This is a genomic window from Thermodesulfobium acidiphilum, from assembly GCF_003057965.1.
Taxonomy (GTDB): Bacteria; Thermodesulfobiota; Thermodesulfobiia; order Thermodesulfobiales; family Thermodesulfobiaceae; genus Thermodesulfobium; species Thermodesulfobium acidiphilum.
The window spans coordinates 234,939-251,458 of the sequence record NZ_CP020921.1 but is presented as its reverse complement, the minus strand read 5'-3'; the positions used below and the strand labels follow the sequence as shown (position 1 = coordinate 251,458).

17 protein-coding genes are annotated in these 16,520 nt (G+C 34.2%); 6 read left to right on the top strand and 11 right to left on the bottom strand.

All coding sequences use genetic code 11. The features are described from left to right. The 3 genes from TDSAC_RS01235 to TDSAC_RS01225 are packed head-to-tail and all read right to left on the bottom strand — an operon-like array spanning nt 1 to nt 4,076. Nucleotides 1–828, bottom strand: a complete 828-nt coding sequence (locus tag TDSAC_RS01235; protein ID WP_108308199.1) for a type III pantothenate kinase — start codon at nt 826–828, stop codon at nt 1–3. Between the two features lie 6 nt (nt 829–834). Beyond that, nucleotides 835–3,126: a glycosyltransferase family 4 protein gene (locus tag TDSAC_RS01230; RefSeq protein WP_108308197.1), complete on the bottom strand. Its 2,292-nt coding sequence runs from the start codon at nt 3,124–3,126 to the stop codon at nt 835–837. Next, a complete protein-coding gene (locus TDSAC_RS01225) occupies nt 3,123–4,076 on the bottom strand; it encodes a glycoside hydrolase family 130 protein (protein WP_108308195.1) in 954 nt (317 codons plus the stop codon). The genes TDSAC_RS01230 and TDSAC_RS01225 overlap by 4 nt, the downstream gene beginning before the upstream one ends. A 117-nt stretch (nt 4,077–4,193) precedes the next feature. Between TDSAC_RS01225 and TDSAC_RS01220 the strand changes: the two genes are divergently transcribed. The 6 genes from TDSAC_RS01220 (at nt 4,194) to TDSAC_RS01195 (ending at nt 8,878) form a co-directional block, all read left to right on the top strand. Further along, entirely contained in the window at nt 4,194–4,538 is a 345-nt protein-coding gene (locus tag TDSAC_RS01220) for a DUF488 domain-containing protein (protein ID WP_108308192.1), read from the top strand. 105 nt (nt 4,539–4,643) lie between these two features. Beyond that, nucleotides 4,644–5,207, top strand: coding sequence for a TetR/AcrR family transcriptional regulator (locus TDSAC_RS01215; protein ID WP_108308190.1), 564 nt, complete (start codon nt 4,644–4,646; stop codon nt 5,205–5,207). Between the two features lie 20 nt (nt 5,208–5,227). Continuing rightward, the gene (locus TDSAC_RS01210) at nt 5,228–6,052 is read left to right on the top strand and encodes an MqnA/MqnD/SBP family protein (protein ID WP_108308187.1); all 825 of its coding nucleotides are present in this window, start codon (nt 5,228–5,230) and stop codon (nt 6,050–6,052) included. Beyond that, nucleotides 6,045–7,052, top strand: coding sequence for a radical SAM protein (locus TDSAC_RS01205; RefSeq protein ID WP_108308184.1), 1,008 nt, complete (start codon nt 6,045–6,047; stop codon nt 7,050–7,052). Before TDSAC_RS01210 ends, TDSAC_RS01205 begins: the two co-directional genes overlap by 8 nt. A 40-nt stretch (nt 7,053–7,092) precedes the next feature. Continuing rightward, nucleotides 7,093–7,836 (top strand): menaquinone biosynthesis protein, encoded by a 744-nt coding sequence (locus tag TDSAC_RS01200; RefSeq protein ID WP_108308182.1) that lies wholly within the window; start codon nt 7,093–7,095, stop codon nt 7,834–7,836. A 19-nt stretch (nt 7,837–7,855) separates the two neighbouring features. Then, on the top strand, nt 7,856–8,878 hold the full coding sequence (locus tag TDSAC_RS01195; protein ID WP_108308179.1) for a CofH family radical SAM protein: 1,023 nt from the start codon (nt 7,856–7,858) through the stop codon (nt 8,876–8,878). 12 nt (nt 8,879–8,890) lie between these two features. Here TDSAC_RS01195 and TDSAC_RS01190 read toward each other — a convergent pair whose 3' ends face one another. The 8 genes from TDSAC_RS01190 to TDSAC_RS01155 form a co-directional block, all read right to left on the bottom strand. After that, on the bottom strand, nt 8,891–9,841 hold the full coding sequence (locus TDSAC_RS01190; RefSeq protein WP_108308177.1) for a glycoside hydrolase family 130 protein: 951 nt from the start codon (nt 9,839–9,841) through the stop codon (nt 8,891–8,893). After that, nucleotides 9,838–10,863, bottom strand: coding sequence for a glycosyltransferase family 4 protein (locus tag TDSAC_RS01185; RefSeq protein ID WP_108308175.1), 1,026 nt, complete (start codon nt 10,861–10,863; stop codon nt 9,838–9,840). Before TDSAC_RS01185 ends, TDSAC_RS01190 begins: the two co-directional genes overlap by 4 nt. 4 nt (nt 10,864–10,867) lie before the next feature. After that, nucleotides 10,868–12,001 carry a hypothetical protein gene (locus TDSAC_RS01180; RefSeq protein ID WP_150130267.1) on the bottom strand — a complete coding sequence of 378 codons (1,134 nt, stop codon included), beginning with the start codon at nt 11,999–12,001 and terminating at the stop codon, nt 10,868–10,870. 86 nt (nt 12,002–12,087) lie between these two features. Further along, nucleotides 12,088–12,699, bottom strand: coding sequence for a recombination mediator RecR (gene recR / locus TDSAC_RS01175; RefSeq protein ID WP_108308170.1), 612 nt, complete (start codon nt 12,697–12,699; stop codon nt 12,088–12,090). After that, nucleotides 12,699–12,977, bottom strand: coding sequence for a YbaB/EbfC family nucleoid-associated protein (locus TDSAC_RS01170; protein WP_108308168.1), 279 nt, complete (start codon nt 12,975–12,977; stop codon nt 12,699–12,701). Before TDSAC_RS01170 ends, recR begins: the two co-directional genes overlap by 1 nt. A gap of 52 nt (nt 12,978–13,029) precedes the next feature. Beyond that, nucleotides 13,030–14,544, bottom strand: a complete 1,515-nt coding sequence (gene dnaX, locus TDSAC_RS01165) for a DNA polymerase III subunit gamma/tau (protein ID WP_199919833.1) — start codon at nt 14,542–14,544, stop codon at nt 13,030–13,032. A gap of 11 nt (nt 14,545–14,555) precedes the next feature. Beyond that, a complete protein-coding gene (locus tag TDSAC_RS01160; protein ID WP_108308164.1) occupies nt 14,556–15,473 on the bottom strand; it encodes a selenium metabolism-associated LysR family transcriptional regulator in 918 nt (305 codons plus the stop codon). Between the two features lie 71 nt (nt 15,474–15,544). Then, nucleotides 15,545–16,489 (bottom strand): ribose-phosphate diphosphokinase, encoded by a 945-nt coding sequence (locus TDSAC_RS01155; protein ID WP_108308162.1) that lies wholly within the window; start codon nt 16,487–16,489, stop codon nt 15,545–15,547. Nucleotides 16,490–16,520: the final 31 nt, after the last annotated feature.

Sequence of the window (16,520 nt, the reverse complement as noted above, 5' to 3'; positions counted from 1 at the left end):
TTAAAAACCTTTCTCATTCAAAGATTCTATGTACTCTGCATATCTATATATCCCCCAAAGTGTCAGGTGAGGGAAATATGGCCATGACAGCTCGCTTTCAAAAAATCTTGCACTACCACCAGTCAGAACAGTAGTAAAGTCTCCAAACTTTTCATGCCACGACTTAACAATGCCTTCAAGGCCATAAACTATAGAATAAAATATACCGTTATTTAGAGCTTCGTTCGTGTTTCTTGAAGGAACGTTTTTATGATTAATTGTTATATCTATCACTGGCAGATGTGGCAAAAAAAGTTTTATAGACTTACAAATCATATCTATTCCTGGCATGATAAAGCCACCTTTATATACGTTTCCTTTAGTTAAGTCAAGTGTAATAGCTGTCCCCATATCCACAACACAAACTCTATCCCCATAAAAAAGCGATGCTCCAATAGAGTGCAGCAATCTATCAATTCCTATCATATCTATATCGTATTCAATCTCAATCACGCCAACAAGATCTTTTGGTTCAATAACTTTAATAGAAAAAAAAATTTCATTCAAAAATGACAAAAGGTGTTTTTCTATAGTTAAATTTACAGAAGAGATAAAACACTTAACATCATTATTGATTCCTTTTTCTTTTAACCACTTATCGAGAGGTTGAGAATAAAATTTATTATTTACAAAAATCTCATCTAATCGAAAAACTCCATAATGTTTCATACACGAATCTTCAAAATAAGAGCATTTTAATCTAGAATTTCCTAAATCAAAGGCAAGTATAGAAAATTTTTTATCATTAGATATATACTTGTCGCCAAATTTTTTAATACCGATTTTCACAAAATATCAATCGCCTCTTTTAAATATTAATTTATATGCGTGAAGTAATGTCATCAAATAAGATATTGTTGACTCCGCTCCCATATTTTTGTTAACGCCCTGAGGCTCTAAGCCATCATAACAACCGCCCGTTTCAACTTTTGCAACAGGACAAAAAGAATCGTTTTCTCCTAAAAACCACCTTAAGGCTTTCATCACATTGTTATAAAAATATTTGTCACCAGTTTGAAAGTAAGCATCTATACACGCACAAGAAAGGCTACTTAATTCTATCGGTTGTTGATCAAATTGAGCCTTACTAGATCCTCTCCTATACCACCCTCTATTCCCTATAATGCTAAGATATTGTGTTTCTTGATTTGTTTGGATTTCTATTAACCACCTTAGACTCCTAATACCAAGTTCAATCATTTCATCACTGCCAAGTTGCTGGCCAGCTCTAATTAAAGCTTGAGGTTGTCTTGCATTATCATAAGTTAGTATATTTTCAGGAAAAATCCAATCATCAGAAATATTGTTCCTATAAAGATCGAACAGCTTCTCTGATAGATTAATTAATATATCCTTTATCTCTTTAGCCCCCGGATAAGTCCTAACAAATTTGTCACAAGCAATAATAGAAAGGCTAATTCCCCTTACAGAAGTAAAATCCGTAACTTGTTTTATACCCTTTTCAAAAATAGTAGCACAAATAGGAATTAATTCTGGAACTGCTGGCCATTGTATTGCTGTAGCTAAAGCAAGAAGAGTTCTTGCATGCGCATCCTCACTAAAATCATCAATCCACGTTCTATCATATTTTAAAAAGTTCAAAAACCTGCCAGTTCTTTCTTCAAAAGCATTGTGAATAAAAGATAAGAATCTATACAAAAGATAAAGTATGCTCTGATCTTTGAAAAGTTCATAATACAAGATAAGAACCATAAAAGCTCTAGCATTATCATCAATACAGTAGCCGTGATTTCTATTTGGCATATTGTATAGGGCGTGTTGTAATATCCCTGTTTCATCAGTTAAGAATTTTAGATGCGCAAGGTGAACAGAAGGAAGCTTTGTCTGAAATGATTCCTTTCCAATTAAGTCTTTTTTTGAAATGTATATAAAATTTTTTTCCTTAGAATAAGTCTTAATTGCCTCGTCAAAAAGCTCAATATATTCTCTTGCAACGTTCTTCCAGATCATCTTTCTGCCAAAATCATAAGCGTTTTTTCTCAATCTATTTCTGTAAGGAACATCTGTTAAGAGTCTTCTAAGTGCATTGGATAGGGCATCACTATCTCTAAACGGAACAAGAACACCTCTTTCATCTTGAAGCATTTCTTGAGCATACCAATATGGAGTAGAAATTATAGCTTTCCCAGCTGCAATTGCATAAGTCAAGGTTCCTGAAACTATCTGTTCTAAAGACAAATAAGGTGTAAGATATATGTCAGCCATAATTAAAAAGTTCATCAATTCTTCGAAAGATACATATCTATCAATAAAAATTACGTTATCAACTATCCCTTCCTCATAAGCCATTTTTTGCAAGCTAATTCTATAGCTTTCTCCGTAAAGTCTTTTTACTTCTGGATGAGTTGCACCAAGTACTACGTATACAGCGTTTGGATAATCTCTATAAATTTTGCTCAAAGCCTCTATACCATATTCTATCCCCTTGCTGGGCCCTAAGAGTCCAAAGGTCAAAATAACGGTCTTTCCTTCAAGATTAAGGATATCTTTATAATATGAGGGATCCATAAAAGGAACATCAGGAGCTCCGTGATAAATCATAGAAATCTTTTCAGATGAAACTCTATAGACCCTTTCTAATATTTCCTGAGCTTTTTGTGCACAAACAACAATTCTTGAAGACAGGCTGCAGATCTCTTCTAAAACTTCTTTTTGACCTTCTATTGGCTTCTCTAAAACAGTGTGAAGGGTAGTTACAACAGGTTTTTTTAAATTTTTTAGAAAATCAAGAACATAACCTCCATGTTCACCACCATATATACCAAATTCGTGTTGAAGGCTTACTACATTGACATTTGAAATATTTATGAACTCAGCTGCCTTTATATAATCTGTTTTAAACTTTTCTCTGATATCAAAAAAAACTTCCCTGGGATATGAATAGACACCATTTGACATTGCAACAACTCTTACACACCTGTTTTCAAAAGCGTCATCTGGATACCACATAGCAACAGATTTTGCAATGTCATGTGTAAAAGTAGCAATTCCGCATAGCCTTGGCACATAGGTGCCCACAAAAGCCACATTAAAATCTGGAGATGCTCCTTTTGTAGTACCTCTCATAACGAGTAAAAAGTCCTTCCTATTTTTTGGTCTTCTTTGATAAAGTCAAGTATATCGTCAATAGTAGAAAATGCCACACAAGTCGATGTATCAGCACCTCCATAATAAAGCATTACCTCTCTAGTATTCTCATCGCATATAGCGCCACATGGAAAGCACACTCCCGGGACATCTCCAATCAGCTCATATGGCGTTTCTGGTGCCAGAACCCATCTATTGGTCCTGCAGATAAGTTTAGTGGGATCATCCAAATCAAATAAAGCCAATCCAACCCTATAAAGAGAGCCGGAGGCAGTAGTCCTAACTCCATGATATATTACAAGCCATCCCTCAGGAGTCTCTATTGGTGGGGGTCCCATACCAACCCTTGTACAATCCCACCAACCCTCTCGAACTGGGATGATACAGGTATGATCCCCGTAGTGCTTTAGATCGGGGGTAAAAGAAAGCCATATTTCAGCCCTTCCCCTTGCATATGGTCTATGGATCAAAGCCCATCTACCGTTAAATCTTTTTGGATAAAAGGCACCGTCTTTGTTATCCGGATAAAAAAGATTACCGTGCCTGCATATTCTTTCAAAATCTCTAGTAGTAACTAAAGAAAGTTGTGGCCCACCTGGTGCAAACGAAACATAAGTTAGATAATATTGATCAAATTCTTCCATATAAGTTAGTCTGGGATCTTCTAATCCCCAGAATTGCTCTCCCATCTGGGGCTCATGAATCATAAAGGGTTTATCGTCAATTTTCCAATTATTAACGCCGTCCTCACTAAAAGCTCTTATAAGGTAAGAAAACCCTCTTTGTTCTTCTACTCTCAAAACAAGAATAACCTTGTTTTCGAACTTTGCGGCTGCAGGATTAAAAACGGTATGAGCTTCGCAGGATACATCTTCTGCTGTAATAATTGGATTTCCTTCATATCTTTTAAAGAGAGCATGAGTACCCATATTTCACCCCAACTTATTATCTAATATTATCAAAATTAATTAATTTTATCATATATACTAAATATATAGATACATTATATAAAACAACTTTTTTAAGCACACCTCAGGGAGGGCAATTTGATAAGAATTAAGAGTATTTATGAAAGATATTCAACACAAGACGGCTATCGAATATTAGTAGATAGACTATGGCCAAGAGGCATAAAAAGAGAAACGGCAGCAATAGATCTCTGGCTAAAGGAAATTGCACCAACAAATGAACTGAGAAAATGGTATTCACATGACCCTGAAAAATTCGAAGAATTTAAAAAAAGATACTTTTCAGAACTAGAGAGAAATGGTGAACTTATAGAAAAAATCAAACAAATTGAAAAAAATTCTACTGTTACTCTTTTATACTCTTCTAAAAGCCATCTAAACAACGCAACAATTCTTCTTGAATTTTTGAATAAAGCCTTCTGAGAATTCTATTTTTATTAGAAATAATTAATTTATATATTATTTTTGTATAATTTTTAGACCGACCAGTCGGTTTACAAATTATACAAAAAATGCTATCATATCAATATGAAAAACAAGAAACCTTCTATTACAAAAAATAAAATACTTAAAAGTGCACTAAGGCTTTTTTCAAACAAAGGGTATCATTACACAAACGTTGATGAGATTGTAGAAGATTCAAACACATCTAAAGGTGCGTTTTACTTTTATTTCCCCGGAAAAAGAGACCTGGTAATAAAGTTAGTGGAAGAGTTAAGCAATCAACTTATCAAAAAAATTGAAAACAAAGCTAAAGGAAACACTTTCGAAGAAATTTTTAGGTCAGCTTTGAAGGAAGGTTTTAGAATATTAGAAAAATATCGTGAACTAACAAAATTCGTCTTTATAGAAGCCTTTAGTCTTGGGCCTCAATTCGAAGAACAAAGATTTTCTGTAAGGAAAAAGTTGGAAAAGCTTTTTTTAAATATTCTTTCCAATCAAAAAATGGAAGAAGTAGAAAAATATATCGTCGTAACAATTATTGTTGGTTCAATAAGTGAGTTTGTGATCGATTCTATTACGTCCGATAAACCACTTGTAGAATTTTCAGATTTTTTTATTGAAAAATTGTTAAAGATACTTAAAAAATAATTAATTTTAGGAGGTTTTTAATGAAATTAACAGTTGCACACAGCCCAGATCCTGATGATGCATTTATGTTTTATGCCTTAACGCATGGGAAAATCGAATCAAAATATGAATTAGAAGAAACCCTATCAGATATAGAAACTCTTAACAAGGAAGCAATAAACGGACGCTATCACATTAGCGCAATTTCTTATCATGCCCTACCATACATTATAGACAAGTATGATCTTATGAGCGTAGGTTCAAGTGTAGGAGATAAATACGGCCCAATACTTATTTCAAAAAATCCCCTTTCAAATCTGGAGAACAAAGTTATTGCCCTTCCGGGAGAGCTCACTACTGCAACTTTAGTTTTTCGCATATATTCACAGGATCACAAAGAAGTATTCGTTCCTTTCGATCAAATAATGGATAAAGTTATTAACTCAGAAGTTGATGCAGGTCTATTAATTCATGAAGGACAACTTTCTTACAAAAATATGGGATTAAAAAAGATAGTAGATCTTGGAGAGTGGTGGTATGAAAAATATAATTTACCCTTGCCATTAGGTGGCAACGCTATTCATAAAAGTTTAAGAAACGAAAGAATTATGATAAATAACCTGTTAAGAGAATCCATAAAATGGGGGAAAGCACATCCTGAGGAAGCACTCACACATGCCATGAAATTTGGCAGAGATCTTAATTCTGAAATGAATGAAAAATTTGTAAATATGTATGTAAACGATTATACTATTAAATTTCATGAAAGTTTGTACAAATCGCTAAACATATTGTATAAGGTTGCATTTGAAAAATCTTTAATTCCTTCTATTCCAGACATACCGGAGAGCATATTAAATGAATAGATCAGACTTAAAAAATTTAATAGATAATCCAATAGATTTGTTCAACGAGGCCAATAAAAAGAAAAGCTCTCTATACGGCAAAAACGTCTTCTTTGCAAAAAATATTCATCTAAACCTTACCAACATTTGTGTAGAAAGATGCGGCTTTTGTCCTTTTGCCAGGAACAAAGATGACTTTGATGCATATAAGCTATCGCCAGAGGTCGTTGCCTCTAAGCTACAGGGTTTAACATGGTTAAGCGAGGTTCATATTACTTCAGGTCTTAATCCAGATTTGAAGTGGAATGAAGTCCTTAAAATCCTAGATTCAATTAGAAAGACGCTTCCAAAAGCTACAATAAAATCTCTTACGGCAGTAGAAGTTGAGTTCTACGCAAAGGAAGAGAACAAACCAATAGAAAGCATAATTGAAGATCTCTTAAACCACGGCAGCGTATCCCTTACAGGTGGGGGAGCAGAAATATTAAAAGATTCTATGAGAACAAAGCTTCTAACTAAGAAGACCTCGCCAGAAATGTGGCTCAAAATTCATGAAATTGCCCACAAAATTGGATTAAAATCAAATGCTACTATGTTATATGGCCATTTTGAAACTTTTGACGATATATTGGAACACCTGAATCTTTTAGAAGATCTACAGCAAAAAACAGGAGGCTTCCAGGCCTTTATCCCATTGAAATTTCAACCTTTAAACACAAAATTTAGACATATAAAACCAGCAACAAGTATTAAAACCCTTAAAACAATTGCAATTTCGCGCTTAGTTTTGTCAATTCCTCACATAAAAGCATATTGGCCATCAATAGGACAAGATTGCGCGCTCATGGCGCTCTGGACTGGCGCAGATGATCTTGAAGGCACTTTAGTAGACGAGAAAATTATGCACGAAGGAGGATCTCCAGAACCAGGAGGATTATCGGCTGAAAGCCTAAAGGATATGATAACGAATATTGGTCTCGTTCCTTTCGAAAGAAATTCTCTTTACGAAAAGATAGGATAAAAATTGTTTGTTTATCTTAGAAAAATCGGGAGACAAAAAAATGAAAACTAATGAAAATTTTTTAAGGTTTGGTTTGATAAAGTTTTACAATTTTTTGCCGGTGAAACTGGGACTTGAAAAAATTGGTTATAAATTTTTCCTGTCAGATCCCGCAACCCTAAACGATATGTTATTAAACGATAAACTAGACGTTGCAACAATATCTTCAGTTACCTGGATTAACAATCAGGATTTGCTCAAACCAATTTTACCATTTGGTCTTTCTTGCTACGGACCAGTTCTTAGCACCTTTCTTGTCTCAAACGAACCAATTGAAAATCTTGACAAAAAGATAATAAGGTTATCGAACACCTCAAATACTATCAATAGCATGGTAATATGTATACTTAGAAAATTTTATAGAATCAATCCTATTTTCTCTAAGAATTCAAGTAACTTCTGCGCTCAGGTAATTATTGGTGACGATGCCTTAAGCTTTATGGATAATAAAAATAATAGTTTCGTATACGACGTGTCAGAACTCTGGAAACAACAAACTAATTTGCCCACTGTTTTTTCGCTGCTTGCCGCGCGAAAAGAAATTAGAAACGATCTTTTATTAGACTTTATTAAAACCTATTCGCTTGCTTTAAAGTTCGCCGAAATAGAAAAAAATAATTTAGATTGGAAATATAAAAAGACATCCGCAAATGAATATTATTCAAATTTGTCATATATCCTTGACACGAATGACTTGAAGGGACTATTTGAATTAGAAAAATTAATAAAAAGCTTAAATTATTAATAAATTTTAAGAGGTGCACATGATAAAAAATAGAATAAGCATACCACAGGCAAAAAAACTTTTCGATTTGCCATTATTTGAGCTTGCAAAATTGGCTGACAAAACAAGGGCTGAGTTCGGACACAAAAAAGTAACTTATATTATAGATAGAAATATAAATTATAGTAACGTTTGTACTTCAAACTGTAAATTCTGCTATTTTAGCGTACCTGTAGGAAGTAAAAATTCTATCAGGCTTTCTAAGGCTGAAATTTATAAACGAGTAGACGAAGCTGTAAAGCTTAATGCAACACAAATTATGCTTCAAGGTGGACTGGACCCAGAGTTTAGGCTTATAGATATAATAGAAATATTCAAACACATTAAAAAAAAATATCCCAATTTAGTGCTTCATTCACTATCAGCTGCAGAAATAGATCATTTTTCAAAAATTGAACGTATCTCTTATAAGGAAGTAATAGAAAAATTAAAGGATGCTGGACTTCAGGGGCTCCCTGGAGCTGGAGCAGAAATATTGGTCGACAAAATTAGGCAAACAATTAGCCCAAAAAAGATCTCGTCTTCTACATGGCTACACATTCATAGAATTGCTCACTATTCAGGTTTAATGAGTACTGCTACCATGGTAATAGGCTTCGGCGAAACGATTGATGATAGATTGCAACATCTTAAAAAAGTAAGAGATCTACAAGATGAAACTGGAGGCTTCATAGCATTTATCCCCTGGATTTTTAAATCAAAAAGTAAAACAAAATGGGAAAACAAAATTGATTATTTAAAAACTGTAGCACTATCAAGAATTTTTTTTGATAATATACCAAATATAGGTGCATCGTGGCTTACAGTAGGAAAAGATGTAGCGCCAGTTGCTCTACTTTGCGGGGCAAATGATCTAGGTTCAGTGATGCTTGAAGAAAACGTGGTTGCAAGCGCAATGGGACAAAACCACAAGCCTCAAAGCACAGAAGAACTAGAAAATCTCATAAAATCAGCTGGTTTTGAAAGTGCCCAAAGAGATGCTTTTTATAACATTATAAAATAGAAAGATAAATTGTTATAAGGGTTTTCTTTTATTTTTTAGACACTTTTCTACAAGTTCGTCCACTCTTGCGATTCCTGTACACACTACGCTATCAGCAGCTCCCCACCACAGCCTAATAAAATCGCCTTCCTTCAGAGCAGCTGAACAGAACACAACGTTGGGAACATAACCAACTCTTTCCCAATGATCCTCTGGTTCAAGAATCCATTCGTCAGATAAACCCAAAATTTTACCTGGGTCTTCTAAATCGTGTAAAACTACGCCCAATCTATAAACAGAACCACTCATAGTCATATAAACTCCGTGAATAATACTAAGCCAACCGTCCTTTGTCTTTATAGGGGGTGCACCCGGACCAATTTTTAGCTCATCCCAATGATATGGCTTCGGCTTTATCAAAATTTCCGATCTACCCCAGTGTATAAGATCCTTTGAATATGAAATCCAGATGGACCAGGGGATTATATCAGAGTGAGGTCTATCCAGTCTAACGTAGTCAGTACCAAATTTCTCAGGGAAAATTACTATATTTCTATGATCTGCACTTGTAATTAGAGCAATTCTTTCAACTCTCTTAAAGTCGGTCGTCTTTGCAAGGCCAATCCTTACCCCATATTCAGAGTAAGCGCTATAGGTAATAAAGTACTCATCACCAATTCTAGTAATTCGTGGGTCTTCTATGCCAGCACTTTCATATCTGCCAAAATACCCATCGCTTTCAGGTACCATAAATGGTTCTCTTTCAACTTCAAAATTAAGACCATCTTCAGAAATAGCTTTCCCTAAAATTGACCTGCCATTAAGCTTAGCTGCTCTAAATATTAATATATACTTATTTTGATACATAGTAATAGCCGGATTATAAACTGTTGAAACTTCATAAGGAACGTCATATTTAGTAAGAACAGGATTAAATATATATCTCTTTACTATTCCAGAACCTTTATATAACTCTAAATTCATTGTATCATTCCTCCTTGATTGCTATTTAATATCCTTTTATAGACTTCAATATATTCACTTACCATTCTTTGAGAAGTAAACTTTCTTTCCACATATTTTCTACAATCACTTCTTTTTATTTTATAAATAAGCCCAAACTTCTCTACTGCCTCCTCAAAAGAGCTAACCAATATCCCAATTGATTCATCAAGTATCTCCTTCATACTTCCCCTATTATAAGCTAAGACAGGAGTACCACAAGCTAATGATTCAATTACGCTCAAACCGAACGGTTCATTAAAGTATATAGGGTGAAGCAAACATATAGCGTTAGAAAGCAACTCTCCTCTTTTTTCAGGGCCAACGCTGCCTAAATATTTTATATCTTCTGATAGGTGAGGCTGTATATTTTCTTTAAAATAAGCCTCATCCTGTATAGGACCTGCCAAAAAAAGTTTCATTTTAAAAAATTTTGCTATTTTAATTGCATCATGAGCGCCCTTATCCGGATGCATCCTTCCAAAAAATAAAAGATAATCCCTCGGATCCGGGTTAAATGGAAAATTGTTAATATCAATTCCGTGATATATCGTAGAAATATAATCAAGGCTTGGATATCTATCCGAGTTTGAAATAGATACATAACTAACGTGTTTGTTATATTTTTTGTAAATAGGCAATATTTTTTCAGATGAAAAGCCGTGTATAGTAGTAACCATTGGCGTTTTTGTAAGTCTAGAATAGCAAAGCGGCATAAAGTCAAATTGGTTATGTATTATGTCAAATTCGTCTGCCATCTCAAAAACGTTAGAGATATGAAGGTACTCTAAGACCTTTGGGTCAGCTTCTTTATCTTCTTCATAGCCTGTTGGCACTACAGAAACAAGCTTTGCAGAAGTAATAGAATCTGCAGTTGCAAACAAGGTTACATTTAAACCCTCTTTTACAAGGCCTTCTGTTAGCAATGATGTAACCTGTTCCCAGGGTCCATAATGCCTTGGAGGAGTTCTCCACGCAATTGGTGAAATCATAGCAATCTTCATATCATCACCTCGTAAAGAAAGAACTTATCCATCCTTCTTTTTCATTATATATAACTTTGTACCATTCTTCTGTATTAACTCTTTGTAGATATTGTCTCTGAAGTCTCACAAGACTAATAGAGTCACCGTTTTTATACATCAAAGTAAAAATATCCCCAGAAGAATCGTAAAGTCTCAATAATTCCCCCTTTTTAAGGCTTATAAATACCCCATCAGTGTATAAACTAAGATCCTCTTTTAACGTATAAAGCTTTGAGTTGTGACTTACAACCTTTTTAATAACTTTTACTTTTGATCCGTTATCTATAGTTCCAGCTACCACAGATGATTCATCAGGCTCTGAATACATTGTGACAGGATTCCCAAGTACAATTTTTGTAGTTTCATAAGCTGAAGTTTCTATATTAGTTTGAGCATAATTTTTGTTTTCTGGGACCTGTGCGTAAACTGTCAAAGTTTTCGAAAAAACATCCTTTCCGTTAAGTTGAGAACGAGCAACGATTTTATATATTCCTGGATTTGGAGGGAACCATTGATAATAAACATCTTTTGAATTCCTTTTCTGATAAACCACACTCCCATCCACAAGAATATCAATCTCTTTTGGTTCGAAATTAGACTCTACTTCAAGATATAAGCCATTTTCAATGTTTTTAAGCTCTACTGAATCCCCTTGGGGATAAATAATGTTAATACTAGGTTCTCCATAAAAGATTTTATGCGGGTTCTTATAAAACTTATTTGCAAAAATAAAAATTGCAAACAAAATTGCTAAAATGAGGATAGCAGTTGGAATTTTCGGTAAAATTAAAGAAAGATATTGTCTTGAGAAAACATTTTTGTTCGATGCACTTTCAGGACTTTCGCATTTAGTATATTTTGCTAATTGATGAAGCTTTAAGAAAATCCTTTCATCAGAAATAGCACGAAATGAAGTGTTATCATTCAGAAAAACTACAAATTCTATTATTTTTTCCTTTGAAAAAAGATGCTTCTTAAAATCTCTTATACATTCTATGTGATCTATATTGCCTTTTAGATAGATTATTTTGCCCACGTTTTCCTGAGGCACCAGGATCAAATTCTCGCCCACAGACAAAAGATAATCTTTGTACTCTTCACTAATAATCTTAAACATATCCAAAATAAAATCTAAAAAATTTAAAGTTATACAATAACCTTCTAAAATTTTGAAAAGTTGAACTTATCCCACACATTAAAGCACTACATTTTCTGTCTATGCAATATTGCCTGAGAAATAGTGAATTCATCCGTGTTGTTGAGGTTATCGCCCATAGAAAGTCCTATTGCAAGACGAGTTAATTGTGGCATATAGCCTAACTGATCTCTTTGAGTTGAGAGCCTTTCTTTTATGTATAAAGATGTAGTTTGTCCCTCAATACTGAAGTCAAACGCTATAATAATTTCTTTAGGTTTTTTTGTACTAATTAAAGTAAAGAGTTTTGTCATACCGGCTTTTTCCGGGTCAATACCCTCCAGTGGGATAATTAGACTGTTTAAAACAAAATACCTGCCAGAATATGATTTAGTTGATTCTATCTTCCACAGATCTCTCACATCTGAGACAACACATAAGATTTCACTGTTTCTTGATGGATCTGAACATATTTCACAGGGGTCGTTCTCAGACAAAGCATTGCACTGAGAGCATTTTTTTATATTTTTTAAATTTCGCAATGCTTCAATAAGAGAAAGATTCTTCTCCTCGCCTCTCTGAGAAATGAAGAAAGCTAACCTTAAAGCCAATTTTGGCCCAATCCCCGGAAGAAGGGATAATTCATGAGATAAATCGCTTAAAGGCTTTGGATATTTCATTAAAATAGGCCTGGAAGCCCCATTTTTTGCATCTTTTTCATGCCAGCTTCCTTTACTTCTTCAAGAGCGTTATTAACAGCTACCATCACAAGATCGGCCAGAGTTTGTAGATCTTCATCTTTAAGAGAAGGATCAAGTGTTATAGACTTTATCTTTTGATCGCCTGTAACAACTACCCTTACAAGATCTCCGCCTGCTTTAGCCTCAACTTCTAAAGAGGCAAGCTCTGCTTGAAATTTTTCTAACATTTGTTGTGCCTTTTTCATTCCAGGAATCATAATAAAACCTCCCAAATTGATTGATTTATAAAATAATTACCTAAGTTTAAGTCTAATCGTTTTTTATTTCCTTTGCATTAAAGTGCTGTAAAATATCTGGAAACGTTAAAGTAGAAGATTTTGTTTTCGAATCCCTTTTAGTCTCTTTCTCGATAAATTCGCTAGTAATTTCCACATCAAAACCTAATTCTTTTGAAAGCATATTCCTTAGCATTTCTCTTTCTTCTTTATTGGAATCAAATTGCTCTTTGTGCCATCTTGACTCCTTTTTAGAAAAGCCAAAAGTGATTTTATTACCTTCAAACTTTATGGGTTTAGCAGCTACATATTTTGCGTGCAAAAGTGGATTAGTATTTTTGATCTGTTCAAGAATCTTTAAATATGCCTTGTTAATTTGATCAATATTAAGATCCACTTTTTTTTGCTCTTTAAAACTCTCAGGAGGTGTTATCTTATTAGCTAAAATTTTAATATTTATATCATTTATATCAACTTTATCTTCCTTTTTTATACCTTCTTCTATATTTTCTTTCTTTTCTAAAATTTTAGAATCACTATCATTATTTATTTTCACGTTTCTATTTAGAAGTGAAAATATAGCATAAACTTCCAATTCGAATCTCATAAATGGATTAGGATCGTATCTTAAATCACTTTTTGCCTCTATAAGTCTATCAATAAATTTTAAAGGTCTTGTATCGGTATTAATTTTTGATAATACAAAATAAATCCAGGAATCAACAATTGCAAAGGGACTAAAGCTCGATGTCCTTAAAGAATCTATAAGGTTAACAAGGCTGCTAAGATCCCCCTTGTATATAAAATTCATCATATTTGAGATAATTTCATCATCGGGTATACCTAAAACAGAATAAATATCCTTTGTTGATAAACTCTTCTTCTCAAAAAGGATAAAAATTTGTTGTAAAAATGAAAGTGAATCTCTAACAGAACCCTCTGATCTTCTTGCAATAGCCAAAAGTAGACTCTTTTCAAGTTTATAACCTTCAAGACTGGCTATCTTATCAAGATAAGATGCTAAAAGTTGTGTATTAACAGGAGAAAAATCTAACCTCAATACCCTAGAAAGAATGGTTTTTGGAACTTTGTGGGGTTCAGTTGTTGCAAAGATAAATATCGAAAAAGGAGGCGGTTCTTCAATTATCTTGAGTAGGGCATCAAAAGCTGAAGGACTCAAGCGATGCACCTCATCTATTACAAATATTCTGTACCTTGAAGACATAGGGGCAATTAATGCCATTTCTCTTAAAGACCTTGCATCCTCTACGCTACTGTGCGTTGCAGCATCCATTTCTACATAATCAAGAGAACCCTCCAGGAACTTTTTACAAGATTCACACTTTAAACAGGGTTTTTTGCCTTCTGAAGTACAGTTAAGTGCTCTTGCAAATATTCTTGCTGCAGTAGTTTTACCTGTACCCCTCATGCCAGCAAAAAGATAGACATGAGGAGGATCATCAAGCTTTGAAGCATTTTCGAGAACAGTTTTTACAACATCCTGGCCAACCATATCCTCAAACGTTGTTGGCCTATATTTCCTATACAATACCTCCATACTTATTTTTCTGTAGAGGAAAAGGGCGTTTCAATAGGCATAGGTTTATTGAGAAATCTTAAAATTCTCTCAGCATATGGCGACAAATCTTCGTTCTCTCTTCTGATTATAAAAAGTTCTCTCATTACACTAAAACCCCTTACTCTTACGATCCTCAAAAGGCCTAATGCTAACTCTTTGCCAATTGTGCATTTTGAAACAAAAGATACCCCTAACCCTGCAGCAACCGCATGTTTGATTGCCTCTGTGTTTCCCAGAACCATATTAATATTAAGATCAGACACAGAAAGACTCTTTTCCATTAAAGCCCCTTCTAGAACCATTCTGGTACCTGAGCCCTCTTCTCTTAGAATTAACGGTTCTATCATGAGATCTGATAATTCGATTACATCTGGCCACGGATGGTGAGCAGGTACGATCAAAACAAGCTCGTCATCTCTAAATTTCTCCCTTTTCACATAAGAACTTTTAACAAACCCTTCTATCAAGCCAAAATCTATGTCCTTTCTCAACAGCGCCTCTTCTATGCCTTCAGTATTCTCTACCCTTATAGAAATTATTGTTTGAGGATATTTAGACCTGTATATCGCAATTAATGGGGGTAATATATATATACCTATAGTTGTGCTAGCGCCTACTACTAATTTACCTGTTTTTGCAGCGCCAACTTGTTCTATTGCTTTTTTGGACTCTTCCATTGCTTCGATAATTTTTTTTGCGTATGGCAAAAGTGCATCCCCTGCATCAGTAAGTTCTACTTTTCTTCCTGTCCTTTTAAATAGCTTTGCACCAAAAAAATCCTCTAATGCCTGGATCTGAAATGACACAGCAGGTTGCGTTAAATAAAGTTCTTTTGCAGCTTGAGTAAAACTTTCTCTTTCAGCCGCTACCAAAAAAACCTTGAATTGTCTTAAATACAAGGTGTCCTCCTTTTAATTAAAAGTATTATCTTAATTTTCCTAATATTATATTACTTAATTAAGAAAATTTATTATCTAAAAAGTTCACTAACCGACTCAGATAAAGCAATACGTTTGATAGATTCTGCAATAAGCCTTGCAACAGAAATAATCTTAATTTTAGGCCCATAAAACTCATCTGGATGGTAAATAGTATTTGTAACTATAAAATGTGAAAAATCAGATTTTGTAAGCCTTTCTACAGCAGGCCCCGATAAAATACCATGTGTTGCAACCCCTAATACTTCTTTTGCTCCATTTTTCTTCAATATGTGAGCTGCCTCAACCATAGTTCCGCCCGTATCAACTATATCGTCAATTACAACACATCTTTTCCCTATAACATCACCAATTATATTAACCGCTTCAGCTTGATTTGGAAGAGGCCTTCTTTTATCTACAACCGCAAGAGGAACTCCCATTCTTTCAGCAAGAACCCTAGCTCTTCCAACCCCTCCTATATCTGGAGACACAATTACCAGGTTATCTAATTCAAAATTTGATCTAAGATATGAATCAAATACTGGTATAGCAGTAAGATGATCAACCAATATATCAAAAAAGCCCTGAATCTGACCAGTATGAAAATCTATACCAATAACCCTGTCAACACCTGCACGCTCAATAAGGTTTGCAACTAATTTTGCAGAAATTGGTTCCCTACCTCTTACCTTTCTATCCTGTCTGGCATAACAAAAATATGGGATAATAACGTTTATAGAAGATACAGATGCTCTTTTAAAGGCATCAACCATTATCAAAAGTTCCATAAGTCTCTCATTTACTGGACTAGAAGTTGACTGGATAAGGAATATATCTTTTCCTCTGACTGATTCTTCTACCCTAACATAAATTTCCCCGTCACTAAAACGAGTTATATTTACAGCCCCAAGATTTCTTCCAAGAAAGCTTGAGACCTCTTTGCTTAAAGCTATATTCGAAGAACCAGAAAATATAGCATACGATGAATTATCCACTAAAATATACTCCTTCCTTTAACAGGGTTAA

Bases quoted from the DNA above. Each gene is read 5' to 3' on its own strand.
- TDSAC_RS01230 (WP_108308197.1), bottom strand. From the start codon at position 3,126: ATGAGAGGTACTACAAAAGGAGCATCTCCAGATTTTAATGTGGCTTTT.
- TDSAC_RS01225 (WP_108308195.1), bottom strand. From the start codon at position 4,076: ATGGGTACTCATGCTCTCTTTAAAAGATATGAAGGAAATCCAATTATT.
- TDSAC_RS01215 (WP_108308190.1), top strand. From the start codon at position 4,644: ATGAAAAACAAGAAACCTTCTATTACAAAAAATAAAATACTTAAAAGT.
- TDSAC_RS01210 (WP_108308187.1), top strand. From the start codon at position 5,228: ATGAAATTAACAGTTGCACACAGCCCAGATCCTGATGATGCATTTATG.
- TDSAC_RS01205 (WP_108308184.1), top strand. From the start codon at position 6,045: ATGAATAGATCAGACTTAAAAAATTTAATAGATAATCCAATAGATTTG.
- TDSAC_RS01200 (WP_108308182.1), top strand. From the start codon at position 7,093: ATGAAAACTAATGAAAATTTTTTAAGGTTTGGTTTGATAAAGTTTTAC.
- TDSAC_RS01195 (WP_108308179.1), top strand. From the start codon at position 7,856: ATGATAAAAAATAGAATAAGCATACCACAGGCAAAAAAACTTTTCGAT.
- TDSAC_RS01190 (WP_108308177.1), bottom strand. From the start codon at position 9,841: ATGAATTTAGAGTTATATAAAGGTTCTGGAATAGTAAAGAGATATATA.
- TDSAC_RS01185 (WP_108308175.1), bottom strand. From the start codon at position 10,863: ATGAAGATTGCTATGATTTCACCAATTGCGTGGAGAACTCCTCCAAGG.
- TDSAC_RS01180 (WP_150130267.1), bottom strand. From the start codon at position 12,001: ATGTTTAAGATTATTAGTGAAGAGTACAAAGATTATCTTTTGTCTGTG.
- recR (WP_108308170.1), bottom strand. From the start codon at position 12,699: ATGAAATATCCAAAGCCTTTAAGCGATTTATCTCATGAATTATCCCTT.
- TDSAC_RS01170 (WP_108308168.1), bottom strand. From the start codon at position 12,977: ATGATTCCTGGAATGAAAAAGGCACAACAAATGTTAGAAAAATTTCAA.